Origin of the sequence: Brachybacterium sacelli, from assembly GCF_017876545.1 — a bacterium.
GTDB lineage: Bacteria > Actinomycetota > Actinomycetes > Actinomycetales > Dermabacteraceae > Brachybacterium > Brachybacterium sacelli.
Genome location: NZ_JAGIOD010000001.1, coordinates 1,893,241 through 1,918,037 on the forward strand (window position 1 = coordinate 1,893,241; position 24,797 = coordinate 1,918,037).

Annotated in this window: 22 protein-coding genes; 14 read left to right on the forward strand and 8 right to left on the reverse strand. The window is 71.8% G+C overall.

Annotated elements, in window-relative coordinates; genetic code table 11:
* The first annotated feature begins 57 nt into the window (after positions 1 to 57).
* On the forward strand, positions 58 to 489 hold the full coding sequence (locus JOF43_RS08460) for an Lrp/AsnC family transcriptional regulator (protein ID WP_209901130.1): 432 nt from the start codon (positions 58 to 60) through the stop codon (positions 487 to 489).
* Positions 490 to 506: 17 nt separating this feature from the next.
* On the opposite strand, the gene JOF43_RS08465 is transcribed toward JOF43_RS08460, so the two are convergent.
* From JOF43_RS08465 to JOF43_RS08480, 4 genes are all read right to left on the reverse strand, one after another.
* Positions 507 to 1,283: a metal-dependent hydrolase gene (locus JOF43_RS08465; RefSeq protein ID WP_209901132.1), complete on the reverse strand. Its 777-nt coding sequence runs from the start codon at positions 1,281 to 1,283 to the stop codon at positions 507 to 509.
* Between the two features lie 151 nt (positions 1,284 to 1,434).
* On the reverse strand, positions 1,435 to 2,958 hold the full coding sequence (adh, locus tag JOF43_RS08470; RefSeq protein ID WP_209901134.1) for an aldehyde dehydrogenase: 1,524 nt from the start codon (positions 2,956 to 2,958) through the stop codon (positions 1,435 to 1,437).
* A gap of 130 nt (positions 2,959 to 3,088) precedes the next feature.
* The gene (locus JOF43_RS08475) at positions 3,089 to 4,402 is read right to left on the reverse strand and encodes a helix-turn-helix domain-containing protein (protein ID WP_209901136.1); all 1,314 of its coding nucleotides are present in this window, start codon (positions 4,400 to 4,402) and stop codon (positions 3,089 to 3,091) included.
* Between the two features lie 152 nt (positions 4,403 to 4,554).
* Positions 4,555 to 7,404 carry an FAD-binding and (Fe-S)-binding domain-containing protein gene (locus JOF43_RS08480; protein ID WP_209901138.1) on the reverse strand — a complete coding sequence of 950 codons (2,850 nt, stop codon included), beginning with the start codon at positions 7,402 to 7,404 and terminating at the stop codon, positions 4,555 to 4,557.
* Between the two features lie 93 nt (positions 7,405 to 7,497).
* Between JOF43_RS08480 and glsA the strand changes: the two genes are divergently transcribed.
* The 5 genes from glsA to JOF43_RS08505 all read left to right on the forward strand — a co-directional run bounded on the left by glsA (position 7,498) and on the right by JOF43_RS08505 (position 12,373).
* Positions 7,498 to 8,475 (forward strand): glutaminase A, encoded by a 978-nt coding sequence (gene glsA, locus JOF43_RS08485; protein ID WP_209901140.1) that lies wholly within the window; start codon positions 7,498 to 7,500, stop codon positions 8,473 to 8,475.
* A 63-nt stretch (positions 8,476 to 8,538) separates the two neighbouring features.
* Complete coding sequence (locus tag JOF43_RS08490; protein ID WP_209901142.1) at positions 8,539 to 9,096, forward strand: GNAT family N-acetyltransferase; 558 nt, start codon at positions 8,539 to 8,541, stop codon at positions 9,094 to 9,096.
* A gap of 10 nt (positions 9,097 to 9,106) precedes the next feature.
* A complete protein-coding gene (locus JOF43_RS08495; RefSeq protein ID WP_209901144.1) occupies positions 9,107 to 9,937 on the forward strand; it encodes a DUF5926 family protein in 831 nt (276 codons plus the stop codon).
* Positions 9,934 to 11,472, forward strand: coding sequence for a glycosyltransferase family 2 protein (locus tag JOF43_RS08500; protein ID WP_209901146.1), 1,539 nt, complete (start codon positions 9,934 to 9,936; stop codon positions 11,470 to 11,472). The genes JOF43_RS08495 and JOF43_RS08500 overlap by 4 nt, the downstream gene beginning before the upstream one ends.
* Before the next feature lie 4 nt (positions 11,473 to 11,476).
* Positions 11,477 to 12,373 (forward strand): phosphotransferase, encoded by an 897-nt coding sequence (locus JOF43_RS08505; RefSeq protein ID WP_209901148.1) that lies wholly within the window; start codon positions 11,477 to 11,479, stop codon positions 12,371 to 12,373.
* Here JOF43_RS08505 and JOF43_RS08510 read toward each other — a convergent pair.
* Positions 12,348 to 14,381 carry a hypothetical protein gene (locus JOF43_RS08510; RefSeq protein ID WP_209901150.1) on the reverse strand — a complete coding sequence of 678 codons (2,034 nt, stop codon included), beginning with the start codon at positions 14,379 to 14,381 and terminating at the stop codon, positions 12,348 to 12,350. The genes JOF43_RS08505 and JOF43_RS08510 overlap by 26 nt on opposite strands.
* A 124-nt stretch (positions 14,382 to 14,505) precedes the next feature.
* Between JOF43_RS08510 and JOF43_RS08515 the strand changes: the two genes are divergently transcribed.
* Positions 14,506 to 14,901, forward strand: coding sequence for a GntR family transcriptional regulator (locus JOF43_RS08515; RefSeq protein WP_209901152.1), 396 nt, complete (start codon positions 14,506 to 14,508; stop codon positions 14,899 to 14,901).
* Between the two features lie 58 nt (positions 14,902 to 14,959).
* A complete protein-coding gene (locus tag JOF43_RS08520; RefSeq protein WP_209901154.1) occupies positions 14,960 to 15,463 on the forward strand; it encodes a GNAT family N-acetyltransferase in 504 nt (167 codons plus the stop codon).
* Positions 15,464 to 15,538: 75 nt separating this feature from the next.
* On the opposite strand, the gene JOF43_RS08525 is transcribed toward JOF43_RS08520, so the two are convergent.
* Positions 15,539 to 16,150, reverse strand: a complete 612-nt coding sequence (locus JOF43_RS08525; RefSeq protein WP_209901155.1) for a GrpB family protein — start codon at positions 16,148 to 16,150, stop codon at positions 15,539 to 15,541.
* Between the two features lie 24 nt (positions 16,151 to 16,174).
* Here JOF43_RS08525 and JOF43_RS08530 point away from each other — a divergent pair, with 24 nt between their 5' ends.
* From JOF43_RS08530 to pheA, 3 genes are all read left to right on the forward strand, one after another.
* Positions 16,175 to 16,840, forward strand: coding sequence for a GNAT family N-acetyltransferase (locus JOF43_RS08530; protein WP_342592121.1), 666 nt, complete (start codon positions 16,175 to 16,177; stop codon positions 16,838 to 16,840).
* Between the two features lie 550 nt (positions 16,841 to 17,390).
* Positions 17,391 to 18,785, forward strand: a complete 1,395-nt coding sequence (locus JOF43_RS08535; protein WP_245354065.1) for a DUF222 domain-containing protein — start codon at positions 17,391 to 17,393, stop codon at positions 18,783 to 18,785.
* Between the two features lie 189 nt (positions 18,786 to 18,974).
* On the forward strand, positions 18,975 to 19,943 hold the full coding sequence (pheA, locus tag JOF43_RS08540) for a prephenate dehydratase (RefSeq protein WP_209901157.1): 969 nt from the start codon (positions 18,975 to 18,977) through the stop codon (positions 19,941 to 19,943).
* 71 nt (positions 19,944 to 20,014) lie between these two features.
* Here pheA and JOF43_RS08545 read toward each other — a convergent pair whose 3' ends face one another.
* The gene (locus tag JOF43_RS08545; protein WP_209901159.1) at positions 20,015 to 21,244 is read right to left on the reverse strand and encodes a diacylglycerol/lipid kinase family protein; all 1,230 of its coding nucleotides are present in this window, start codon (positions 21,242 to 21,244) and stop codon (positions 20,015 to 20,017) included.
* A gap of 63 nt (positions 21,245 to 21,307) precedes the next feature.
* Between JOF43_RS08545 and serS the strand changes: the two genes are divergently transcribed.
* From serS to JOF43_RS08560, 3 genes are all read left to right on the forward strand, one after another.
* On the forward strand, positions 21,308 to 22,570 hold the full coding sequence (serS, locus tag JOF43_RS08550) for a serine--tRNA ligase (RefSeq protein WP_209901161.1): 1,263 nt from the start codon (positions 21,308 to 21,310) through the stop codon (positions 22,568 to 22,570).
* A 103-nt stretch (positions 22,571 to 22,673) separates the two neighbouring features.
* A complete protein-coding gene (locus tag JOF43_RS08555) occupies positions 22,674 to 23,540 on the forward strand; it encodes an HAD family hydrolase (protein WP_209901163.1) in 867 nt (288 codons plus the stop codon).
* Between the two features lie 140 nt (positions 23,541 to 23,680).
* Entirely contained in the window at positions 23,681 to 23,869 is a 189-nt protein-coding gene (locus tag JOF43_RS08560) for a hypothetical protein (protein ID WP_209901165.1), read from the forward strand.
* On the opposite strand, the gene JOF43_RS08565 is transcribed toward JOF43_RS08560, so the two are convergent.
* The gene (locus JOF43_RS08565; protein WP_209901167.1) at positions 23,850 to 24,797 is read right to left on the reverse strand and encodes an NAD(P)H-quinone oxidoreductase; all 948 of its coding nucleotides are present in this window, start codon (positions 24,795 to 24,797) and stop codon (positions 23,850 to 23,852) included. The genes JOF43_RS08560 and JOF43_RS08565 overlap by 20 nt on opposite strands.

Consider the following 24,797-nt stretch of genomic DNA (forward strand, 5'->3'; position numbering starts at 1 on the left):
GCAGAAGATCTGCGCACCCACTGCGCACTCTGCGCGAAGGGAGCTATCATTGTGCCCATGGAGCGGATCTCGGATCTCGACGAACGGCTGCTGGCGGCGCTGCGCAAGGACGGCCGCGCCCCGATCGCGACCCTCGCCACCCGACTCGGGGTCTCCCGCGCGACAATCTCCAGCCGTCTGGACAAGCTCACCGCCGCCGGTGTGATCGTCGGCTTCACCGTGCGGGTACGGGACTACGCCGAGACCGCCACCGTGCGTGCCACCTCCCTCATCGAGGTCGAAGGGCGTACCACGGGCAGGGTGATCGCACGCCTGCGTGGCTTCCCCGAGATCCAGGCCCTGCACACCACCAACGGCGGCTGGGACCTGGTCGCCGAGATCGCGTGCCCGGATCTTCCCGCCTTCGACGAGGTGCTGCGCCGCATCCGCTCGATCGACGGGGTCGTCAACAGCGAGACCAGCCTGCTGCTCAGCTCCGTCCTGCGCTGAGCAGCAGGTCCCATCCCTCAGCCGGTCAGGAGCCCGGGGGTGCCCGTCAGGGTCACGACGATGGCCACCGACGCGTAGGCGGTCAGCGCCGTGCACACGAGCCATTCCCGCGCGCTGCCGGCATTGCCCAGCAGGGGCAGGGCGATGTCGCCGCTGCGCTGCCAGAGCGCCGAGGCGAGACTCCGCGGGGGCCGGACCACCAGGGGCCACGTCGGGAACGGGATCCCGTCCGTGGTGAGCAGGTCGCCGACGAGGTGGGTCAACGTGCCCACGGCGACGGCGGCCGGCAGCCAGATGGACACCTCCGGGGCGATGACGGCGATCAGCAGGGCGGAGGCGAGTCCCACGAGCCAGGGGAGCAGCACGCCCTCGACCACCTTCAGCGCCCGCGTGCCCAGGGCGCACATCACGCCCACCAGGACCACCGGACCGGTGGGGATCTCGCCGAGGACCGGCACGCGGGCTCGGTGGTCGAGCCCGCTCACCAGCACCGCCAGGGCGGTGACGGCGAGCACGGCCAGCAGCGTGTGGGTCGCTCCGCGATGGCCGGCCACGGCGCCGACGCTCCGGGTGAGGAGCTTGGACAGTCGCCCCGCGGAGCGGGAGACGGTGGCGCCGGGGTGGTCGATGTCCGGCAGCAGTGCAGCGCCCGTGGCGACCAGGGCGCCGGAGAGCACCTGAGCGCCGTCCAGACTCCACAGGCCCAGACCCACGTGACGGTCCAGCACCTCGACCGATCCGGTCAGCGCCATCCACGCGGCGGTGCCGCTGATCGCGTGATGTCCGCCCATCATGGGCATCCTCCTCGGGAGCCGATCGAGTGGCCTCACCAGGGGAAGGAAGCGGACGAAGCCGCTGGTGGGACACTCGAGGTCACCGGGGAGGAGGGCCGGGGACGAGCCTACCGGCAGCGCCGCACCCGACCGCCCCCGTCAGCCGCGCCGATCAGAAGAAGCCGAGCTTCTGCTCCGAGTAGGAGACCAGGAGGTTCTTGGTCTGCTGGTAGTGGTCGAGCATCATGAGGTGGTTCTCGCGGCCGATGCCGGAGGACTTGTACCCCCCGAACGCGGAGTGCGCCGGGTAGGAGTGGTAGTTGTTCACCCAGACGCGGCCGGCCTGGATGGCGCGACCGGCGCGGTAGATGGTGTTCTGCTGTCTCGACCACACGCCGGCGCCGAGCCCGTAGAGGGTGTCGTTGGCGATCGAGATCGCCTCGTCGTACCCGTCGAAGCGGGTCAGGGCGAGGACGGGGCCGAAGATCTCCTCCTGGAAGATCCGCATCGAGTTGGTGCCCTCGAAGATGGTGGGCGTGACGTAGTACCCGCCGGAGAGGTCACCGCCGAGATCGGCGCGCTCGCCGCCGGTGAGCAGCTTGGCGCCCTCCTGCCTGCCGATGTCGAGGTAGGACAGGATCTTCTCGAGCTGGTCGTTGCTGGCCTGGGCGCCGATCATGGTGTCGGTGTCCAGCGGATCGCCCTGCTTCGTGGCCTGGACGCGGGCGATGCCGTCGGCGACGAAGGAGTCGTAGATCGAGGACTCCACCAGGGCGCGCGAGGGGCAGGTGCACACCTCGCCCTGGTTCAGCGAGAACATCGCGAACCCCTCGAGGGCCTTGTCGTAGTAGTCGTCCTCCTGGGCGGCGACGTCGCCGAAGAAGATGTTGGGGCTCTTGCCGCCCAGCTCCAGGGTGACGGGGATCAGGTTCTGGGAGGCGTACTGCATGATCAGCCGCCCGGTGGTGGTCTCGCCGGTGAAGGCGATCTTCGAGATCCGCTTGTTCGAGGCCAGGGGTTTGCCGGCCTCGGCCCCGAACCCGTTGACGATGTTCAGCACTCCGTCGGGCAGCAGGTCGCTGATCAGGTCGGCGAGGACGAGGATCGAGGCGGGCGTCTGCTCGGCGGGCTTGAGCACCACGCAGTTGCCGGCCGCGAGCGCCGGAGCCAGCTTCCACACGGCCATGAGGATCGGGAAGTTCCACGGGATGATCTGACCGACCACACCGAGCGGTTCGTGGAAGTGGTAAGCGACGGTGTCGTCGTCGATCTGGGAGAGGGCGCCCTCCTGAGCCCGGATCGCGCCGGCGAAGTAGCGGAAGTGATCGACGGCCAGGGGGAGGTCGGCGTTCAGGCATTCGCGGATCGGTTTGCCGTTGTCCCAGGTCTCGGCGACGGCGAGCAGTTCGAGGTTCTCCTCGAGGCGGTCGGCGATCCGGTTGAGGACGACGGCTCGCTCGGCGACCGACGTCGTCCCCCAGGCGGGGGCGGCGGCGTGGGCAGCGTCCAGCGCCAGCTCGATGTCCTCCGCCGTGGAGCGGGCCACCTCGGTGAACACCTGACCGGTCACGGGGGTGGGGTTCTCGAAGTGCTCGCCCTTGACGGGCGGGACCCACTGCCCGCCGATGTAGTTCTCGTAGCGGGGCGCGAAGGTGACCTTCGACCCCTCGGTGCCCGGGCGTGCATAGACGGTCATGACGTTCCCTTCGGTGCGGTCGTGGACGTCCGCTCCGTCGCCGGTCGCCGACGCTGCGTCTGCGATCCCGACGACGTCGTCGGATGCCCGAACCGTACTGCGCGTCACGTTGCGCGCACGTTGCACCGGGTCAGGCGACCTCGCCGCGCAGGGCCTGGGCGCGCACCACGGCCGCGGCCCGCTCGGGGGCGTCCGGCGCGGCGAGCTCCAGCACGGCCATGAGCACGTCGAGATCGTGCTCCGCCTCGGGCAGCTGCGCATAGGCCCAGAGCTGCTCCGGGGTCCCCGCGTCGAGGACGAGCTCGCGCACGTGGGCGCTCGTGCGGCGACGCAGGTGCTCCATCGCCGGGGCCTGCGACAGCGGCAGGACGGCTCCGGCATAGTGCCGCAGGACGGCGGGGACATCACCGCGGGCGAGCGCCTCCCGGGTGCGGAGCAGATCGCTGTCCAGCCCCCCGACCAGGAGGTACGGGCGGGAGGTGACCTCCACGGCGGGCCCACCGTCGGCGAACCCGGCCAGCATCCTGCGCAGGCGGACCACCTCCGCGCGCACCGTGCCCTCGGCGCTCTCGCTGCCGTGCAGCTCCTCGGCGAGCTCTGCGCCGGTGATGCCGCCCGGGCTCAGGTGGAGCAGGGTGAGGAGCTCGGCATGGCGGGCGGTGAGCTCGACCGAGTGGTCTCCTTGATGCAGCAGAGGGATCCGCCGCCCGGTCAGCTCGAGCTCGCACGCCCCGTCGAGGGCCGCGGGGCGTGCCCGGTACGGCCCGGGGCGGGGCCCCGGCGAGGAGAGCACGGTGTGCAGGTGCTCCTGCACGGCGCGGGCGGTCGCCTCGAGGAGCGGGAGGACGAGGGGCGCGACGGCGTCCGTGCTCCCGGTGACATCGAGGACGCCGAGGGGCTCCCGGGTGTGCGGGTGCAGCACGGGCACCGCGCTGCAGCTCCAGGAATGCACGGCCTCGTGGAAGTGCTCCGCGCCCACCACCTGCATCGAGGAGCTCGTGGCCAGGGCCAGGGCCGGCGCGGAGGTGCCCATGGCACCCTCGGACCAGTCGGCTCCGGCGGCGAAGCCCATCTCCTCCGCGCGATCGATCTCGCGGGACCGGCCTTCGACCCACAGCAGGCGGCCGTGCGCATCGCCGAGCGCGACCACCAGGCCCGCGTCGACGGCAGGGTCGATCAGCCGTGATCGCAACAGGGGGAGCACCGATTCGAACACGTGCCGGCGACGGAACTCCTCGAGCTCCTCCCCGACGACAACGGGGCGTGCCGACGTGGCACCGTGCTCGGGGAGGGAGGCGAGGGAGCGCCGCCAGGAGGAGAGGACCGCCTCGCGGACGAGGCCGTCGCCCTCCCGGGGATCGGTCGCGGCCTGCAGGTCCTCATGGGCGCGCAGCAGCCGAGCCTGGTAGGCGACATCGGTCGGGGACCACGGCGCGGTGGTCATGCGGAGGCACCATCGCGGGTCACGGGCCGAACTGCGGGAGGGTTTGCCTTCAGAGCAGTGCTGATCACGATTCACCTCATTGTTGCTCGCCTCACAACTGGCCAGACGCTACCGCGACGGCGAGGGCGGGGCAAAGCCGAGGGCGGCGGGGCTCAGCCGGTCACCGCGGCCAGCAGCTCCAGCACGTGCCGGTACGCCTTCCCGGTGGCGGCCTGCATGCCCAGCTCGCAGGTGCGGTTCGCGGAGACGTACCAGTCGGTCTCCCGACGGGCGACCTCGGCGGCCTCCTCCGCGGTGGCCGAGGCCGTGAGTTCCGGGTGCAGCATGCCGCGGTCGCCCGCGTAGCCGCAGCAGCCCCAGCTGACCGGCACCACGACATCCTGCGCGCACGCCTCGGCGATCGCCACCAGGTCCTCACTCGCCCCGAGATGCGTGGTCGAGCAGGTGGGGTGCACCGTCACCGAGGCGGCGGGGGCCCGTACCGGCAGGTGCGGCAGCAGATGCCGTCGCACATAGGTGACCGCATCGATGACCTCGACCCCCGTGCCCTCCATGGCGCCGAGGATCCCTTCGGTGCAGCTGGCGGCATCGACGATCACGGGCAGCTCGCCGCCGTGGGTCGCCGCGAGCAGGGTGGTGCGCACCCGCTCGCGCATCTGCTCCTTCGCGCGGGTCATGCCCTTGGAGGAGAAGGGCGTGCCGCAGCACAGTGAGGCGGCGTCGTCCGGCACGGCCAGGCGCACCCCGGCGCGCTGGGCGAGCAGGGTCAGCGAGGCGGGGACCCCGTCGGAGGTACGAGGCCCAGTGGTGGTCGCGCTCCCGCCGTCACCGTTCCCGCACGCACAGTCGCCACCGCAGCCCCCGGAGCTGCGCCCGGTCGGCTCCTCGGCGGCACCGAACATGGTGTGCACACAGGCCGGGAGGTACACGGCGCTGTCGTCGGCCGAGGCCCGACCGCGGCCCCCGGCCCGTCGCACCGCGCCTCCGTGGCGGGGGAGCTCGCTGCGGTACTGCGGGACCACGTCGGAGCCCAGCAGGGCGCGGCCGAGGTCCGTCGCGGTCCGGGGGAGCACCGGGGGCAGGGCACCGGCGACCCCCATCGCGGCGGACGCCCCCCGCGTCACCAGGTCCCAGCTGCCCTCGGCGGCGCCCCACGCGGCGTTCGGGGCCTTCCCGGCATCCTCCGCCCGCAGTCGGCGCACCAGGTCACCGGTGTTGATGTCCACGGGGCAGGCGGTCACGCACATGCCGTCGACCGCGCAGGTCTGCAGGCCCTGGTACTCGTAGCCCTTCCGGATCGCGGCGGCGGTCGCGAGGTCCCCACGCTGCTCGGTGAGCTTCGCATCGCGCCGCAGCACGATCCGCTGGCGCGGGGTGAGGGTGAGGTCCTTGCTGGGGCACACCGGCTCGCAGTACCCGCACTCCACGCAGCGGTCCGCCTCCTCCTCGATCTCGGTGACCTCTTTGAGATCGCGCATGTGGGCCGAGGGGTCGTCGGTCAGCACCACGCCCGGATTGAGGATCCCGGCGGGATCGACCAGGGCCTTGATCTCGCGCATCACCGAGTACAGCTCCGGCCCGTACTGGCGCTCGACGAACGGGGCCATGACGCGACCGGTGCCGTGCTCGGCCTTGAGGTTGCCGCCATGGCCCAGCACGAGGTCGGCCATGTCCTCGGTGAAGGCCTCCAGCCGCGTGGAGGACTCCCCGAGCTGCTCGTTGAGCAGGAAGTGGATGTTGCCGTCCTTGGCGTGCCCGAAGATCACGGATTCGGCGTACCCGTGCCGGTCGAAAAGTCCCTGCAGGCCGCGGCAGGTGGCCTCCAGCTCGGGGACCGGCACCACCACGTCCTCCAGCAGCGCCGTCGACCCCGCCGGCCGTGCCCCCGCGACCGCGGCGTACAGACCCTTGCGGGTGGTCCACATCGCCGCGCGCCGCGCCGTGTCGGTCGTCATCTCGAGCGGCACCGCCAGCCCCAGCCCCTCGGACAGGGAGACCGCGGAGTCGGCCTGCCGGGAGAGTTCGGCGGGATCGTCGCTGCGGTGCTCGACCAGCAGCGCCGCATGGGAGTCGACCTCCAGGCCCAGGATCTCCTGAGGAGCCCCGGTCAGTCCCTGCGCGACGATCAGGGACCGCGCATCCATGAGCTCGGCGGTCGCGAAGCCGGCTCCCACCACCTCGGGCAGCGCCGCGGTCGCGGCCTGCAGCGACGGCAGCACCATCAGTCCCGTGGTGATGTGCTTCTGGATCGGCACGGTGCGGAAGGTGGCCGAGGAGACGAAGGCCAGGGTGCCCTCGGAGCCGACGACGAGATGGGCGAGCACGTCGGCCGGGGTCTCGAAGTCCAGCAGAGCGTTGAGGCCGTAGCCCATCGTGTTCTTCAGGGCGAAGCGCTCGCGGATCACGCGGGTGGCCTCGGCGTCGTCCTGCACCCGACGCATCAGGCGCACCAGGCCCTCGTGCAGATCCGGCTCCTCGCGCCGCAGGCGCGCGTCGGCCCCCTCGAGGCCCGTGTCGACCACGGTGCCGCTGGGCAGCACGAACCGCAGGGCCTCGAGCGTGCGGTAGGAGTTCTCGGCGATCCCTGCTGCCATGCCGGAGGAGTTGTTGGCGATGACGCCGCCGATGGTGCAGGCGACCTCGGAGGCCGGGTCCGGGCCGAGCCGCCGCATGTGCCTCAGCAGATGGGCGTTGACCTGTCGCAGCGTCGCCCCGGGGCCGACGCGCACGCGCTCGCCGCCCTCGAGCACCTCGACGGTGCGGAAGTGCCTGCGCACGTCGGCGAGCACCGCGTCGGTCTGCGCCTGACCGGACAGGCTGGTGCCGCCGGAGCGGAAGGTCAGCGGACGACGGTCCCGGGTGGCCGCGCGCAGGAGCGAGACCACCTGTGCCTCGTCCTCGGGAGCGGTCACGGCCTCCGGCAGCAACAGATAGTGCGAGGCGTCGTGGGCGAGAGCATGGCGGGCGACGACATCGGTGTCGAGCGGCGGTGCGGCGGTCATGCTTCACGGTATCCCGCACTCGCGAGGAGCGGGACGAGCGTCATCGCCTGGCGAGAAAGCCCGGCGTGCCGGGCGACCTGTACGGTCGGAGCCGTGACGAGCTCCCTGACTACGTACCTGGATCGCCTCACCCTCGCCCTGTCCACCGCTGGCTCGGACGGGACCATCCCCGAGCTCTCGCGCCTCTCGGGTGCGCAGGAGGAGCATCTCGGGGTCGCCCTGTGCTCGATCGACGGGGAGATCACACTCTCGGGCACCGACCACGCCTTCCCCGTGCAGTCGATCTCGAAGGCCTTCGCCTACGGCGCCGCGATCGACCAGCACGGCATGGAGTACGTGAACTCGATCGTCGACGAGGAGCCGACGGGGGAGGAGTTCAATGCCCTCAGCCTCGATGCGGACACCAAGAAGCCCAAGAACCCGCTGGTCAACATCGGGGCGATCCGTACCCATGCGATGCTCGGCCGCACCCAGGCCCAGCGCACCGAGCGACTGCGCGAGGTGCTCGACGCGGCGGCCGGCCGCCGGCTCGAGCTCCACCAGCAGACCATGGACGAGGAGCTCGCCACCGCCGATCGCAACCTGGCGCTCGCCTACATGTTGCGCGCGGCCGGGTCGATGCTGGAGAACGCCGAGGAGGTCGTCACGGGGTACACCGAGGGGTGCGCGCTGCTCACCACGGTCTCGGACCTGTCGGTGATGGCCGCGACCCTCGCCTCCGGCGGCACCAACCCGCTGACCGGCGAGAAGGTGTTCTCCCGGGTCGCCGCCCGCAAGGTGCTCTCGGTGATGCTCACCTGCGGCATGTACGACAACGCGGGTGACTGGGTCAGCGATGTCGGCCTCCCGGCGAAGTCCGGCGTCGGCGGCGGGATCATCGCGGGCCTGCCCTCCCGCTACGGCCTCGCCAGCTACGCCCCGCAGCTGGACGCGCACGGCACCTCGGTGCGCGGCACCCTCTTCTTCGAGCGGTTCAGCACCGACTATGTCCTGCACATGCTCGACGGGGTCGAGCCCAGGGACCTCGAGGAGCGGGCGCAGGAGCTGATGGAGGTCGGCACGCACCCGTGAGACGGGGTCGCCGGGTGCCGAACACGGTTGTGACACGGAGGATTTGCTGACACTCTTCCGGCCATGACCAGCGTGCGAGTCCTCGACCCCGGTGAGTGGCCGCTCTGGCGCGCGCTGCGACTGCGCGCCCTCGAGGAGTCCCCCTCCGCCTTCGGCAGCACCCTGGCCGAGGTGCTCGCGCGCGATGCCGAGTTGTACTGGCGCGCCGGCGTCAGCGCGCCGATGGTCCCCTTCGTGGCGGAGACCGACGGGATCGGCGCGGGGATGGCCCGCCTCATGTTCCCCGCGCAGCCCGCCTCCACTGCCGAGCTGATCTCGCTCTGGGTCGCTCCCGAGAGCCGCGGCCGGGGCGTCGGCCATGCCCTCGTCGCCGCCGCCGTCGACCACCTCGCCGTCCATCACCCGGCGACGCGCCTCCGCCTGGCGGTCGTCGAGTCCAACGCCCCGGCGCGCGCCCTGTACACGGGCAGCGGCTTCGGCGTCGTCGGCCGCAATCCCGAGGACGACGCCGAGCTGCTCATGGAGCGCCGGGCCGCGACCAGGACGACGGACGCGGACCCCGCGCCGCGGTCCGGCCGGGAAGGGGCCCGGGTCCGCCGGGAGGGGTCCCGAGATCGGTAGACTTTCCACCATGAGTCCTACCTCGCACGACGCCCTGGTCCTCCGCCCCTTCGAGGGGCTGCCGAACGAGCGTGACCTGGTGGCCATGCGCCAGCTGATCCCCGCGGCGACCATGTCCGCGAAGACCAACGCCGAGTACGGCGCCGTCGAGGTCGAGATCGCCACGATCCTGCCGATGGCGTGGCCCGCCGTGCGCCGCACCGACGGCTCGATCACCGTGGGCATCCAGGCCGGCTTCCCCGGCGGCGACCTCTCCCGCGGCATCGGCCAGGCCATCAAGCAGGCCCTCGCCCTCGAGCCGGGCAACCCGATCACCACGGTGACCCTCGACGACGATGCCCCGCGCCTGCAGGACATCCTGGACCTGGACGCCGACTTCGAGATCGCCGTCCACGACACCTTCGAGTTCTGGCTCGACCCGAGCGCCGAGCGCACCGCGGAGATCGAGTCCTCGATCCAGCAGGCGAACGAGTCGATCATGCCCACCCGCCCGATCGAGGGCCTCCCGCACGCCTACTGGGTCGACGCCGGCCCCAAGGAGCACCTGCGCTGGGTGCTGGACGCCGACGAGGAGCGCGTGATCGACGCGGTCACCCGGCTCCATGCTCGCCGCGAGTCCGGTCTCGGCGAGGGCACGAAGTACGTCGGATCCTTCCGGGCGGAGGGCCTCGCGATCCCGGTGTGGGACCTGCCCAAGGGCTTCGGAGCCGCGGGTGTGGAGGCGGAGGCCGAGGCGTTCCGCACCCGCTTCGAGGAGGCCCTGGAGACCCAGGAGCCGCTGACCACGCTCGAGCGGCGTGCCCGCGGCGGCATCGTGGCGCGACAGGTGACCCTGCGATGAGCGCAGCGGGGCCGCTGACGGCGCACCGCCCCGAGCGGGTGGCCGTCGTGATCCCCGCCAAGAACGAGGCGGAGCGGATCGAGGCGACCATCGGTGCCGCGCAGGCGATCACGGGCGTCGACCTGGTGGTGGTCGTCGACGACGGGTCCTCCGATGCGACCTCCGCCGTCGCGATGGGGGCCGACGCCCTCGTCGTGCGCCACAAGACCAATCAGGGCAAGGCGGCGGCGATGGCCACCGGCGCGCAGATGATCGCGCTGCGCGAGAACGCCGAACGGGCCGACGGCGGCGCGGGATTCTCCGAGGAGCTCCACGCCGAGCCGCGCGCACCGGGCCACACCGGACCGTTGCCCGTGATCGACGGGGATGCGCCGCCGCCGCGCGCCCTGCTGTTCCTCGACGCCGACATGGAGGGCTCCGCCACCGCCGCACAGCCCTTGGTCGACGCGGTGCTCGGCGAGGGGGTCGACATGGCGATCGCGCTGCTGCCGCCGCAAGCCGGCGCCGGCGGCATGGGCATCGTGGTCGGCACGGCGCGACGCGGCATCGAGCGGGCCACGGGGTGGACGGCCACGCAGCCGCTGTCCGGCACCCGCTGCATCACCCGTGAGACCTGGGACGAGTGCCAGCCGCTCGCCCCGGGCTGGGGTGTCGAGACCTCCCTGACCATCGACGCGCTGACCGGCGGGTTCTGGGTCAAGGAGATCCACGCCGAGCTCCGCCACCGCGCCACCGGCAGTGATCTGCGCGGCCGCCTGCATCGTGCCGCCCAGTTGCGCGACGTGGTGCGCGCCCTGGCCCGCAAGCGCCATGTGCTGCCCGAGGAACCCGCCGACGAGGAGCTCGAGGTGCTCGAACCGCCTGAGGCGCTCGCGACGGCGGAGACGGTGCCCGAGCCCGCGGCGGAGCAGGACGAGCCGAACGCGGCCCCGACGACCGATGAGATCAACGAGACCGACGGGAGCGACGAGCACGAGGATCACCGGGCTGCGGACGACGAGCCCGAGGCGGCTGTCGACGAGGCGGACGTCTGGTCGGTGGTGCCCGAGGTCGCGAATGCCCAGCAGCCGGATACAGAACCCTCCAGCGACGTACCCTCCGTCCCCGACCTCGCCGAGGAGCCCCCTCCCCTCGAGGACGACGCCGCCCGTGCGGAGCGCCGCCGGGAGCGGCTCGTCACCCTCCCCGTGGACGGACACTTCTCGGACGAGGAGACCCGGGCACTCGGCGACCAGGACGTCGAGGCGCTCGACCGTCGGCTGCGCGCCCTGCCCGTGGACGGCTCCTTCGCCCCCGACGACGTCGTCTATCTCGCGGGCATCGACCTCGACGCTCTCGCTGCCCGTCTCCGGTCGGCTCCCGTCGAGGGGCGTTTCGAGCCCGAGCACGCGGTCATCGTCGCCTCGCACCTGGCGGTCCCGGAGCCCGAGCTGCCCGGCTCGATCCGGCCCCCGCTGAGCGCCGACGAGTACACCTCACTCGTGGTGCATGCCGCGGTCGACGCCGGCAACGCCGATCCGGACGAGAACGCCTGAGGGCATGACGTGGGAGCCGTCGGCGATCACGGTGGCCACCGTGCGCCGGCTGATCGAGGAGCAGTTCCCGCGATACGCGGGACTCGAGGTCCGCGCCCTGCGGACGAACGGGACCGTCAACGCGATCTTCGCCGTCGGGCCCGACCTGGTGGCGCGCTTCCCGCTGCAGGTCGACGACCCGGCGCAGATCGCACGAGAGCTGCACCAGGAGGCCGTGACCCAGCAGGCCTTCGCGGAGATCAGCCCGGTGCCGTGCCCGCAGCCACGCGGGATCGGCACCCCGGGCCACGGCGTCGGGCATGCCTGGGCCCTGCAGACCTGGGTCCCCGGTGACGTCGCGACGCCGGACGGCCTCGCGGACTCGCCGCGGTTCGCGGAGGACCTCGCCGACCTCGTGCTCGCCCTGCGCGCCGTCGACACCGCCGGACGCACGTTCGGCGGGCACGGGCGCGGGGGAGCGCTCACCGACCACGACGACTGGGTCGGCGAATGCCTCGAGCGCAGCGAGGGCCTGCTCGACGTCCCCCGTCTGCGCGGGCTCTGGACGGAGCTGCGCGAGACCCCGGCGACCGACCGCCTCGCGATGAGCCACACGGACCTCATCCCCGGAAACCTGCTGGTCCGCGGCGGGCGGCTGGTCGGGGTGATCGACACCGGTGGCTACGGCGCGGCCGACGAGGCACTCGATCTCATCGTCGGCCTGCACCTGCTCGAGGCACCCGCGCGCACCGTGTTCCGCGGGCGCGTCGGAGCCGAGGAGACCGCGTGGCGACGCGCCCTGGCCTGGGCGTTCGAGCAGGCGGTCGGCCTCGTCTGGTACTACCGCGAGTCCCTGCCGGAGATGAGCACCCTGGGGCGCAGCACCCTGCGGCGGATCACCGAGGAGATGCCGGGGCGCTGACGGCGTCGCCGGCCCCCGACGGGCGCGGCGCGGGGAGTGCGGCCGGCAGGTGGGCGAGCCAGATCCCCAGGATCGCGGCCACCAGGACCGGGCCGGTGTCGTTGACCGCGTAGCCCACCCAGGCACCGACCACGAGGGCGACCCGCACCGCGTACGAGGCGGGATGCTGCGCGTCGAGAGTCGCGAGGCGGGTCCAGCGCAGACGCCGGGGCATGAGGATCGCGATCGAGGCTGCGAGCGCCAGCACCATCACCACCGCGAGCGCCCAGTACCCGGTGGTCATCGCGATGTTCTGAGCCAGCTTGCGGACCACGACGGAGACCAACTCGCCGCTGAGCAGCTCGTCGATGAAGCGCCCCAGATGGGTGCGTTGCTCCGGCGGCCGCAGCCAGTCCAGGAAGGACACCCCGAGCACCGCGACCGCACCGCCGACGCCGAGCGCGAGCACATGCCACGCCCGCGGACGGATCCCCGAGACCAGCAGAGCGAGCAGACCGAAGGCGGGGATGGTGGCGAGCATCGACCCGAAGTCCGCCCCCATCGACGGGGCCACGCAGACGCCGGCGACCAGCACCCCGACCACCAGGGTCCACACCACCCGGGCACGCGGCCTGCGCACGACGGTGAACAAGCACAGCAGTGCCATCAGCGCCGCGGCCAGGACCATGCCGAACAGGTGGTTGGAGAGCCCGTAGAAGCGTCCGCCGGAGATCGGCTGCGCCCCCAGCGGGGACGAGAGCTGGAAGCGTGACCCCATCGCGGACTCGCCCAGGATCAGCACCGCGACCAGGGCGGCGCAGATCCCGAGGGGACCGAGGCGGTGGCGGCGCCAGGGGCCCGCGAGCGCGATCAGGGACAGCAGCGCGCAGCCGCCCCAGACCACCCCGGTCAGCGCGAGCGCCGGATCATCGGCCCGCCACCAGGGCACGATCGAGGCGAACAGGCCCACCGGCAGGGCCAGCGGCGCGATCGCCGCCAGGGCCCGGCCGACGGCGGCGACCCGCGGCCGACGGGCGAACTGCGGGACCAGCGAGAGCACGATGCCGATCACGCCGAGAGCGAGCCACGACCCGAGCGCCGGGACGGTCGCGGCGTCGACCTGCGCGGCCGCCTGCGAGCGGTCCACGGCGAGCTGCTGCGGATCATCGTGCGCGGTGCCGCGGAACGGCTGGCCGGGGACGAGCCCGTCGGCCGTCGCGTCGTAGGAGTCCAGGATCGTGGGCAGCACGTCGGTCAGGACCACCACCCCGTTCTGCTTGGTGGCGCCGCTGGTGAGGGCCTGCCCGGGGAAGGCGGAGTCGAGGGCGACCTGCAGGCCGACGCTGCGGGAGGCGACGGCGCCGGTGCGCTCCATCTCGTCCGGGTCGGCCGGATCCGTGGCCGCGACGGAGATCAGCAGGGTGCGCGGCAGCTCCTCCGCCTCGCAGCCGCCGGCGGCATCCAGCACGGCGCCGACGCGCTGATCGAGCGCCGCGACGGCCTGGGCGCGGCCGGGATCGTCGTGGTCGGGGAGCGATCCGGCGTCGACCTGGACGATGTCGCCGGCGGTGAGGGCGTCGGAGATCTCGGGGCCGGCCGCCCTGGCGTCGGCGGAGGCGTCGATCGCGGCCGTCCCGACGCCCAGCCGCTGCCACTGATCCGTCGGCGGGGCGGGGATCCCGGCCGTGCGCGGGGCCTTCTCGGCGAGGCCGCGGTACCCGGTGTGCAGCGTCTCCATGCCCTGCCGCTGGGTGGAGACCACCGAGGTGGAGGTGGTGTTCATCGCCCCGGCACCGGAACGGTCGGCCACGCACTGCAGATTCGGGGTCGACTCGGCCGAGATGTCCTCCCAGCCCAGGCCCGCGGTCGCGATCACGAGACGCACCGGGTCCTCGGGGGCGTCCGGACCGTCGGCCTGCGCGGCGGGGGAGAGGCCCAGCACGAGCGCCCCCAGCAGCACGGTGAGCAGCACGCCCGGCAGTGCGCGGAGTCGGCGGGCGGCGGACGGGGCAGCGGGATCCTGAGGCACGCCCCGATGTTACGGGCCCCTGCCGGACGCTCCCGGCAGGATGCGCAGGGCCTCCACCCTTCTCTCACCGCCTCCACGGGACCTGCCGATCGGCCGCACCTCCGGGCCGCTTATCGTGGTCCTCATGAGCACTCCGACCCCACCCTACGAACAGGTCCGACGCGAGGTCGTCGAGCAGATCCGCTCCGGCGAGCTGGCGCCGGGGGACAAGCTGCCGGCGATCCGCGTCTACGCCGCTGACCTGGGCCTGGCCCCCGGCACCGTCGCGCGCGCCTACAAGCTCCTCGAGGAGGCCGAGATCATCGTGACCCGGCGCGGCGCGGGCACCACGGTCGCCCCGGGCGCGGTCGCCGCGAGCGAGCGATCCGCCGCGACGACGGAGCGCGAAGCCGGAGCCACCGCCGATCCGACCCTGGTGGCGCTGCTGGCAGGGCCGGTCGGCGAGGCCCGCACACGGGGGCACGGCGAGGTGGAGATCATGGCCGCGGTCCGACAGGCCCTCGCCGACGCAGGCGCGTGAGGTCGGCAGAGGCAGGGAGTGACGGGAGGCTTCGCTCCCTGCGGGTCGAGGCGACGTCATGATCCACCTCCGACCGCTCGAGCCGTCCGACGCCGACGGCATTCTCGCCGGCCAGGACGAACTGCTCGCCGAGGAGATCGTCGGCCGGCCATGGGAACCCGGCCTGCTCACCGATTTCCTCGCCCGATGCTCCCGCTGGCGCTTCGACGGACCGATCCGTGAATACGCCGCGATGGTCGGCCCGGACGGGACCCTGTGCGGGGGTGGAGGGCTGAACCGGATGGCCTCGGGCCTCGAGGCCGGTGAGGCGGCCGTGACCTACTGGGTCCTCGCCGCGCAGCGGGGCCGGGGGCACGGGGCGGCGATCGCCGCCGAACTCGCGGAGGCCGCTCGTGCCGACGCGCGGATCAGCCGTCTGATCCTCTGGATCGCCCCGCACAACTCCGCGTCCCAGGCGATCGCCCGAGGTCTCGGCGCTGAATCGACAGGGCGCGAGGAACGGCACCCGGCCGACGCGAGGCGGGTCGCCGTGCGGTGGTTCCTGGACCTGGCGCCCTCGTGACGCGTGGAGCATCAAGGTTCACGGAGCTCCTGTCGGCCACGGCGCTCCTGTCGGCCACGGCGCTCCTGTCGGGCTTCATGCGTCGTCAAGAAGACCAGCTGCCGCGAAGGCACGGGCATACACCGCGCGGAGCACCTGCTCCTTGCGGGCGTTGTACTGCATGACGAGCTCCTGAGCAGCGTTCGCGTGCGCGGCTGCATCGCGTTTGACCTGACCGTAGAGCCGTCGATCCGCATCGTGCCGGCGTAGATGATCGCGGAAGACGAGATGACGGAGCGGCTCCGGACTGTCCGGCCCGAAGACGTGCACGTTGGCCGCGGGGGCGCGGAGGGCCACCATCCGGTGCCCGTACCACCACGGTTCGCGAATGGTGAGGCGGAACCCGGCCGCCACCAGCTGAGGCAGCCACTCCTGCTCCCGATCCGGGTCCGCGACGGTGAGGTCGAGATCGAGCAGCGGTTTCGCGGGGAGTCCGGGGACCGCGGTCGGCCCGATGTGCGCGACCTGCAGAGCCCGGCCGCCGAGGGCGTTCCGCAGCTGCCGGCCGACCTCGTCCGCACACGACGCCCAGGCCGGGTCGTGTTCTCGGATCTCGATCGGTTCGGATACTGCGGGTTCGACCCACGGGTCGGCGCCGGGCGGAGGTGGGCTGTCGTCGAACGCGATGATCTGATCCCGGGTCGGCATTCTTCACAAGGTAGCGGATATGCGGTGCGATTCGAGAAGGTCGGTGGCCTGGCCGGCTGGGGCTGCAACACGCGGCTCGGAGCGGCTTATGTGACTCGAGTGCGATGGTCCACGGTCGCGGCCTGGCATCCTGAGCAGATGCCACCGGAGATCCGTCTCGTGCCCCCGTCGGTCTCTCGACGCGCCGCCTTCCTCGAGTGCCTCGCCGATTTCTCCGGCACAGCGATGGACGGCTCCAGCGTCTTCAATCCTGCTGCCCCGCCGGTCGGCGACGCCGCCGTGAACGACTTCGTGACCGCGCGCCTCGCCCAGGAGGATCCGGCCACCGTGCTCGAGGAGCCGTGGGTGCATTGCACGAGCCGCTGGATCGTGCCGGCCGACGGGTCCGGGACGGTCCTGGGATTCCTGGCGATCCGCCACCGCCTGAACCGCTTCCTCTTCGACCTGGGCGGACACATCGGATACTCCGTACGCCCGTCGGCCCGGCGACAGGGCATCGCCGGCGCGGCACTCGCGCTGGGTCTCGAGGAGGCGCACGGCCTCGGCATCGCCCCGGTCCTGATCACCTGCGACGAGACCAATGTCGGCTCCCGCCGCGTGATCGAGGGTGCAGGTGGGCAGCTGGAGAACGCCGTCGACGGGAAGCTGCGCTTCTGGGTCGGTGACGGGGAGCGGCCACCGCGGCCATGAGGCGTCATCAGGGGTCACCGCTCCAGGAGCCGGCTCCTGAAGTCCGACCTTCGAAGCGCCGGCTCCTGAAGGTCGAGGTTCGCCGTGTCGGCTCGTGAAATTCGAGGTCCGACGTACTCGTGAAGGCGAGACCGGGACTGCTCTTTGCGTCGGCGGAGCTTCGTTGTTCCTCCCCAGTGTGGGTTATCCACAGTTTTGGGTGATCCGTGATCGGTTCTTGTGTGGAGCGAATGCTGGTTCTACACTGGTGGGAGTATTCGGGCACCAGTTCGAGTGTGTGGGTCAGAGTTGGACCTCGCACGGACCGGCAACGGGTGGCCGCGTGGGGTGTGTCGAGGGGGACAGGGTGGGTCTGGTGACGGCGAGAACCGAGGAGAACCCGGCCCGGCCTGCTGCTGGCCGGGTCGCGGCGTCTGCGGGGTCTGGGGGCCGGGTGGTGCCGTCTCGGCGGGTGCGGGCGCGGTCGGTGTTGACGGCGGAGTCCGCGGCTCGGCGGGGGAAGCTTGAGGCGGGGTCGGCGGATGCGGCCGCGGTGGGGCGGTTGTTGCAGATGCAGCGTGCTGCTTCGACGGCGCGGGCAGCGTTGTGGGCGCAGGTGGCGATGTTCTGGGTCGATCGGGATGACCCGGATCTGGTCGAGGAACGCCAGGAAGCCGATCTCGCGGTCGCGATCGCGTTACGGACCACGACCAGCAAGGTCGCCTACCTCGTGCGGGATGCGCATCTGGCCGTGACCGATCTGCCCCGGACCTTCGCCCGTTTGGCCGGTGGAGACATGCCGGTGGACTGGTTCGAGAAACTGGTGCGGGCCGTCCGCGATCTCTCGCCCTACCAGCGTGAGCAGATCGATGAGCTCGTCGCGGGCTGGGACCTGGCCTCGATCCCCGCCGACCGGTTCCTCGACGAACTGCGCCTGCTGCGGGCCTGGTTCGATGCCCGCGGTGCCCGGCCGAGTCCCGAAGCTGCCCGCGACGTGGCGGTGGAACTGTCCGGTCATGACGACGGGATCGCGTGCCTGCGGATCACCGGGCCGATCCCCGAGATCCATTCCCTGGCGGCCCGGTTGGAGGCGGCCTCTCGCGCGGTCCAGACCCAGCAGCGTCACGCCCTGGAGACCGGGGCGCCGGTCCCGTTCGACCTCGACGGCGACGTGGCCCGGAACCACACCACGATGTCGTTGAAAGCTCTGCAGTACGCGATCGTCCACCGCACCCTGCTCGAGACCGGCGGGATCGAGGTCCCGGAACCCGCCCACCGCATCAACGTGGTCGTGCCGGTGTTGACGTTGATGGGCCTCGATGACGCGCCGGCCACCTACGACGGGGTGACACCGCTGCCGGCACAGATGGCTCGCCGCCTCGCGGCCGGACAGAAGACCTGGTACCGGATCCTGACCGACCCCACCAGCGGGCAGTTCCTCCCGGTGCCGGCCGACCAGTACCGCCCCACCGCTGCCATGGTCGAACACCTCAGAGTGCGGGACCCGGTCTGTGCTGCGCCCGGCTGTTCCCGCAGCACCAGTCGTGTCGGGCAGAACGACCATATCGAGGAGTTCGACCACGCCCACCCCGCCCGGGGCGGGCCCACCAGCATCGACAACCTCCACCGCATGGACTTCGGACACCACGAGACCAAGACCGCGAAACAGATCGACCCCGTCCGCCACGCCGATGGTTCGACGACGTGGAGTATCGGGGTGCCCGAACGCGCCCGGATCACTCTCGCGCCCCGCCGCGACCTGCTGACTCCCACCATCGCGAAAGCCTTGAGCGAGGCGTGGGACCACTACCAATGGCTACTGGACATCGACGCCTACGAACGCACCGGCCAGATCGACCAGTTCCTCCGCGAAGGCGGCCCCGAAGACCCCCTCACCACCGGCGAGGACCCCCACCACCACGAGAACAACGCCGACCGGTGCCACCCCACCGACCCACCCTTCTAACCCCACCAGACCCGGCCCGACCAGGCCCGGCCAGACCTGCCCGGCCAGACCTGCCCGGCACATCCCCCGACCCCAGGCCGCACAGACCCGGGTGCCGACGAGCGTCGTCATGAGCACCGACGAGCACCGAAGCACCCCAGTCCGAACCGATCCGCGAGAGCGCGCGACTGCGCAGTACCCTTGGCTCCCATGCGGTACGGATATCTGGGTCCCGAGACCACCTTCACCCACCAGGCGCTCCTGCAGGCTCTCGAGGTCATGCCGCGCGAGTTCGCCGACCAGGTGGAGCAGGTCCCGTTCTCCGCCGTCGCGACCGCCACCACCGACCTCCTCGCCGGCGACATCGACGCGCTCATCGCCCCGATCGAGAACTCCGTCGAAGGCGGCGTCTCCGGCACTCTCGACGTGCTGGCCGCGACCGACTCCATCACCATCGTCGCCGAACAGATCGTCCAGGTCACCTTCGTGCTGGCCGCCCGCGAGGACACCGCGCTCGACGACCTCGACGTGGTCTCCTCCCACCCGCACGCTCAAGCCCAGGTGCAGGGCTGGCTGCGCACGAACCTCCCGGGAGCGCACGTCGCGACGGCCTCCTCGACCGCCGCAGCCGCCCGGGACCTCGCCGCCCTGAGCCCCGAACAGGCTCGCGGCCGCGCCGCCGTGTGCTCTCCGCTGGCCGCGGAGCACTTCGGGCTGACCGTCCTCGCCCAGCAGATCGAGGACAACGCCGGCGCCCAGACCCGCTTCGTCCTGGTCACTCGCGAGGGCCGGATCCCCGCACGCACCGGCGCCGACAAGACGACCCTCGTCGTCCACCTGCCGCACAACCGCTCCGGAGCGCTGCTCGAGACGCTGGAGATGTTCAGCGCCAACGGCGTGAACCTGTCGCGGATCGAGTCGCGCCCCATCGGAGATTTCCTGGGCCGGTACTCCTTCTCCCTCGACGTCGAGGGTCACATCGAGGACCGGCGGGTCGCCGCGTCCCTCCGCGCCCTGCACCGCGTCTGCCCCGTCGTGCACTATCTCGGCTCCTACCCCCGCCTCGACGGTGCGCGCCCGGCGCTCCCCGAGGAGTTCTCCGACGAGACCTACGACGAAGCGCACCAGTGGATCGAGAAGCTGACGGGGATGGTCGCCCCGACCTCCGCCGGGATCTGACGGCGGCCGCACTCCACCGGAGAGCCTGCTTCTCACGGGCGGGGCCATGCCCTGCCGGGAAGCTGTCGCTCTCAGATCCTCGAGACGTCCGTGCCGGCGGGGACCCGCAGCCGCAGCACCCCCGGGTCGATCCGGGCGATCAGATGCGTGGCCTCGGCATCGGTGTCGCCGTCCAGCTGCACCGGCTGCGCCTTCGTCGTCGCGACCCGCACCTCGGTGGCCTGATAGCGGTCCATCGAGGACATCCTCGTCGTCTCGGCGAACCTGCCCTTCGGCACGAGCCTGGGGTTCACCACCTCGGTGAGCACCTGACTGAAGCCGGCGGCACCCCTCCAGCCGGCCACCACGATCTCCAGCCGCCCGTTGTCCGCGGTCGCCTCGGGCATGAGCACGAAACCACCGGGCAGCTTCCCGACATTTCCGAGCAGCACGGTGCGCGCCTTGTGCGCGTGGCGGGTGCCGTCGGGGAAGTCGAGGACCACGTCGATCGACCGTCCCAGGATGGTGCGCACCCCACCGAGCACGTAGGCGATCCACCCGAGACGCTTCTTCATCTGCGGATCGGTGTGGCCGATCATCTCCGCGTCGGCGCCGAACCCGGCGATGACCAGGAAGATCTGTTCCGCTGACGTCGCCGCCTCGTCGATCGAGCCGCCCGTGCGCAACCAGCCGACGTCGATCTGCCGGTCGTGCCCGGTCAGGGCCGCGATCATCGCCGCCGGCGGGTCCTCCAGGGGGATGTCCAGGTTGCGGGCCAGCAGGTTCCCGGTTCCCGAGGGGATGATCCCCATCCGGGTGTCGGTCCCGGCCAGCACGGAGGCGACCAGGCGCACTGTGCCGTCCCCACCGGCGGCGATCACCAGGTCCGCGTCGTCCTGGCGGGCCTGGCGCGCCTGGCCACGGCCCGGGTCCTCGATCGAGGTCTCGTAGAAGGTGACCTCCGCCCCCTCGAGCTCCTCGACGATCTCGCGCAACCGTGAGCGGAACCGCTCGGCGTCGTCGAACTTCGAGGGATTCAGCACCACCGCGACCTTCCGAACCCGGTCGGGGGAGAGGGCCGGGCCGTCGGTACCTGCGCTGTCGGCCCCCGCGACCTCGCTCTGCGCCGCGCCGCTGTCGGCTGCGTCCTCGGTGCCTGCAGCCTCGCGCAGCTGTCGTTCGTACCTCTCGGTCGTCCTGCGCAGCTCCGCGATCTCCCGCCGGTGCCGCCTCAGATGCCGCAGCACCACGGCGAGCAGCACGATCGCGACGACCATGATGACGATCGACGCGATGCTCAGCAGCAGGAGGGTCTGATCCATGCGCACAGCCTACTGAGCGCGGTGACCGCCGTGAACGCCTCGCGTCGCGGGTACCCTGGGGCAATGATCGATCTGCGGCTCCTGCGCGAGAATCCCGACGCCGTCCGCGACGCCCAGCGAGCGCGTCGCCGTGACCCCTCCACCGTCGATGCGGTGCTCGAGGCCGATTCCCGTTGGCGCGAGGCGACCACCTCCTACGAGTCCGCACGCGCCGAGCAGAAGGCGTTCGGCAAGAAGGTCGCCCAGGCCACGGGGGAGGAGAAGCAGGAACTGCTGGCCGAGGTCAGGCAGCTCGCTGCGGACGTCAAGCGTCTCGAGTCCGAGGCCGGCGGGGCCATCGTCGCCCGCGACACAGCCCTGCGCGCGATCCCGAACCTCGCCGAGGGCGCCCCGGAAGGCCTCGAGGACGACTTCGCTCTGCGGGAGACCGTCGGCGCGACACCGGCCTTCGACCACGCGATCAAGGACCACCTGGAGATCGCCGAAGGGCTGAAGGCGATCGACATGGCCCGCGGCGCGAAGGTCTCCGGCGCCCGCTTCTACTTCCTCACCGGTATCGGCGCGCAGCTCGAGCTCGCGATCCTCAATTCGGCGATCGACCAGGCCACGAAGGCCGGCTTCACGCCGATGATCACCCCGACGCTGGTGCTGCCGGAGTCGATGGAGGGGACCGGGTTCCTCGGCGAGCACGCCGACGAGGTCTACCACCTCGACAAGGACGACGACCTGTACCTCGTCGGCACCAGCGAGGTGGCACTGGCCAGCTACCACAAGGGCGAGGTCCTCGATGTGTCCGGCGGGCCGATCCGCTACGCGGGTTGGAGCGCCTGCTACCGCCGCGAGGCCGGCAGCTACGGCAAGGACACGCGCGGCATCATCCGCGTCCACCAGTTCCACAAGGTCGAGATGTTCTCCTACTGCCGGATCGAGGATTCCTACGCGGAGCACGAGCGTCTGCTGGACCTGGAGCGGGAGATGCTGGCGCGCATCGACGTGCCCTACCGCATCATCGACACCGCCGCCGGGGATCTCGGCACGTCCGCCGCCCGCAAGTACGACTGCGAGGCGTGGATGCCCAGCCAGGACACCTACCGCGAGCTCACCTCCACCTCGAACACCACCCAGTTCCAGGCCCGCCGGCTGAACATCCGCGAGCGCACCGAGGACGGCCTGCGCCCGGTCGCGACCCTGAACGGCACCCTCGGCACCACGCGGTTCATCGCCGCGATCCTCGAGAACCACCAGCAGGGCGACGGTTCCGTGGCGGTCCCCGAGGGCTTGCGCCCATACCTCGGCGGCCGTGAGGTCTTCGAGGTCTCGGCCTGAGATGACCGACACGACCTCGTGGCCCCGCTTGCGACGACTGCTGGGCGCAGTGCGTCGCCGCCGGTTCACCCGGATGTCAGACGGCGCTGGAACACTTGACGGCATGACGGCCCCCACCTCCCTGACCGACCACGACGCGACCCGCACCCGGCTCCAGGAGCACCTCGATGACCTGGTGGGGGAGGACCTGCTGCTCGGGCTCGACGTCGACGGCACCCTCGTCGACCACGACGGCGTCATGTCCCCGCCGATGCGTCGGGTGCTGCAGCGAGCCGCCGAGCAGCATGTCGTGGTCATCGCCACCGGCCGCTCCATCGGCGCGACCCTCCCCATCGTCGAGGCCGCCGGCATCACCCGCGGTTACGCGGTGTGCTCCAACGGCGCGGTCACCGTCGCGATGGATCCGGAGGCCGACGGGGGCCACCGCATCGTCGAGACCCGCTCCTTCCAGCCCGGCCACGCCCTGCGCACACTGCGTGAGGTCCAGCCCGATGCCCACTACGCGGTCGAGACGGCCGACGGCGGCTTCCACGCCACCACCGGTTTCCAGGACGCCAGCTTCGGCGTCGAGGCGTGGGAGCGCCCGCTCGATGACCTGATGGAGCTCGAGGCGGTGCGCGTGGTCGTCCACGTGCCGGACCTGTCCCCGCAGGAGTTCAGCGAGGTCATCGCCGAGTCCGGTGTGCACGGCGTGGAGTACTCGATCGGCTGGACGGCGTGGCTGGACATGGCCGCCCCGGGCGTCTCCAAGGCCACGGCCCTCGAGGAGATCCGTGCGCAGCTCGACATCGACGCGGCCCATACCGTGGCCGTCGGCGACGGGTTCAATGACACCGAGATGCTCACCTGGGCCGGCGTGGGCGTGGCCATGGGCCAGGCCCCGCAGGGCGTGAAGGACACGGCCGACGTCGTGACCGACTCGATCTTCGAGGACGGCACCGTGCTGGTGCTGGAGGCGCTGCGGGGCTGATCCCGGTCCCTCAGCGCCGGCGCAGCGCGACCCCCACCAGCGCGAGCCCGGCGGAGACGAGGAGACGGATGACCACCTGATCGTCCAGGGGCCGAGTCTCTCATCCCACGCTCGGACGCCATCGATGGGGAGGACTCCCCGTGGTGCTACGGGCCGGCGGGGAACCCACCGAGGACCTCGCGGTCTACCTCCGCGCGGGCGAAGCCTACTTCGTGCTCGTCCAGGACGGGGAGGACCTCGACATGGTGCCTGTCCCCTCGATCACCGCCTGGGAGGCGATCATGCACGTCCTCCCCGGCGCCCACGAGATCAAGGACCCCCGCGGCTGAGCTCCAGGATCACCTTCCCGACGTGCCCGCCCACGCGCAGTACCTCGTGGGCGTCGGACGCCTTCTCCAGCGGCAGGCGCGCATGGATGGGGACGCGGAGTGTCCCGTCGGCCAGCAGCGGCCACACCAGCTCGTACGTCGCCTCCAGGATCTCGCGCTTGCCCTCGGTGCGGCGCGAGCGCAGCGTGGTGCCGATGACCCGGCCGCGCTTGCCCATGAGCATCCCGATCGGCAGCTCGCCGGTGGCACCACCCAGGGTGCCGATGATGACCAGCCGTCCGTGCTCGCGCAGCATCCCCACGTTGTCCGCGAGTGCCGACCCGCCGACGACGTCGAGGACGACGTCTGCCCCGCCGGCCTCCCGCACCGCCTCCAGCAGATCGGCGGTCCGACGGTTCCAGACGGCGTCCGCACCCAGCTCCCGCACCCGGTCGAACGCTTCGTCGGACCCGACGGTGGTCAGCACCCGCGCGCCGAGGTGCCGCGCCAGCTGGATCGCGACGGTGCCGATGCCGCCGGTGCCGCCGTGGATCAGCACGGTCTCGCCCTCGGCCAGGCGGCCCTCGAGCACCAGGTTGGAGACCACGGTCGCGCAGACCTCCACGACACCGGCGGCGTCCACCAGGTCCATGCCCTCGGGAGCGGGCAGCAGCTGGCCCTCGGGGACGGCGACCACCTCGGCGTAACCACCGCCCGCGAGCAGCGCCACGACGGCTTCGCCGGTGTCGCGGCGATACCCGGAGACCTCGAGGCCGGGCAGCTCGGAGGCTCCCGTCGGCGGCGGGTACTTCCCGGCGGCCTGGGCGACGTCGGCCCGGTTCACGCCCGCGGCGGCCACGTCGACCAGCACCTCGCCGGGGGCGGCCACGGGCTCGGGCAGCTCGACCTGCGCGAGCTCGTGCTCGGCGGTGATGGTGATCGCGCGCAT

Bases quoted from the DNA above. Each gene is read 5' to 3' on its own strand.
- JOF43_RS08460 (WP_209901130.1), top strand. From the start codon at position 58: ATGGAGCGGATCTCGGATCTCGACGAACGGCTGCTGGCGGCGCTGCGC.
- JOF43_RS08465 (WP_209901132.1), bottom strand. From the start codon at position 1,283: ATGATGGGCGGACATCACGCGATCAGCGGCACCGCCGCGTGGATGGCG.
- adh (WP_209901134.1), bottom strand. From the start codon at position 2,958: ATGACCGTCTATGCACGCCCGGGCACCGAGGGGTCGAAGGTCACCTTC.
- JOF43_RS08475 (WP_209901136.1), bottom strand. From the start codon at position 4,402: ATGACCACCGCGCCGTGGTCCCCGACCGATGTCGCCTACCAGGCTCGG.
- JOF43_RS08480 (WP_209901138.1), bottom strand. From the start codon at position 7,404: ATGACCGCCGCACCGCCGCTCGACACCGATGTCGTCGCCCGCCATGCT.
- JOF43_RS08490 (WP_209901142.1), top strand. From the start codon at position 8,539: ATGACCAGCGTGCGAGTCCTCGACCCCGGTGAGTGGCCGCTCTGGCGC.
- JOF43_RS08495 (WP_209901144.1), top strand. From the start codon at position 9,107: ATGAGTCCTACCTCGCACGACGCCCTGGTCCTCCGCCCCTTCGAGGGG.
- JOF43_RS08500 (WP_209901146.1), top strand. From the start codon at position 9,934: ATGAGCGCAGCGGGGCCGCTGACGGCGCACCGCCCCGAGCGGGTGGCC.
- JOF43_RS08505 (WP_209901148.1), top strand. From the start codon at position 11,477: ATGACGTGGGAGCCGTCGGCGATCACGGTGGCCACCGTGCGCCGGCTG.
- JOF43_RS08515 (WP_209901152.1), top strand. From the start codon at position 14,506: ATGAGCACTCCGACCCCACCCTACGAACAGGTCCGACGCGAGGTCGTC.
- JOF43_RS08520 (WP_209901154.1), top strand. From the start codon at position 14,960: ATGATCCACCTCCGACCGCTCGAGCCGTCCGACGCCGACGGCATTCTC.
- JOF43_RS08525 (WP_209901155.1), bottom strand. From the start codon at position 16,150: ATGCCGACCCGGGATCAGATCATCGCGTTCGACGACAGCCCACCTCCG.
- JOF43_RS08535 (WP_245354065.1), top strand. From the start codon at position 17,391: ATGCAGCGTGCTGCTTCGACGGCGCGGGCAGCGTTGTGGGCGCAGGTG.
- pheA (WP_209901157.1), top strand. From the start codon at position 18,975: ATGCGGTACGGATATCTGGGTCCCGAGACCACCTTCACCCACCAGGCG.
- JOF43_RS08545 (WP_209901159.1), bottom strand. From the start codon at position 21,244: ATGGATCAGACCCTCCTGCTGCTGAGCATCGCGTCGATCGTCATCATG.
- serS (WP_209901161.1), top strand. From the start codon at position 21,308: ATGATCGATCTGCGGCTCCTGCGCGAGAATCCCGACGCCGTCCGCGAC.
- JOF43_RS08555 (WP_209901163.1), top strand. From the start codon at position 22,674: ATGACGGCCCCCACCTCCCTGACCGACCACGACGCGACCCGCACCCGG.
- JOF43_RS08565 (WP_209901167.1), bottom strand. From the start codon at position 24,797: ATGCGCGCGATCACCATCACCGCCGAGCACGAGCTCGCGCAGGTCGAG.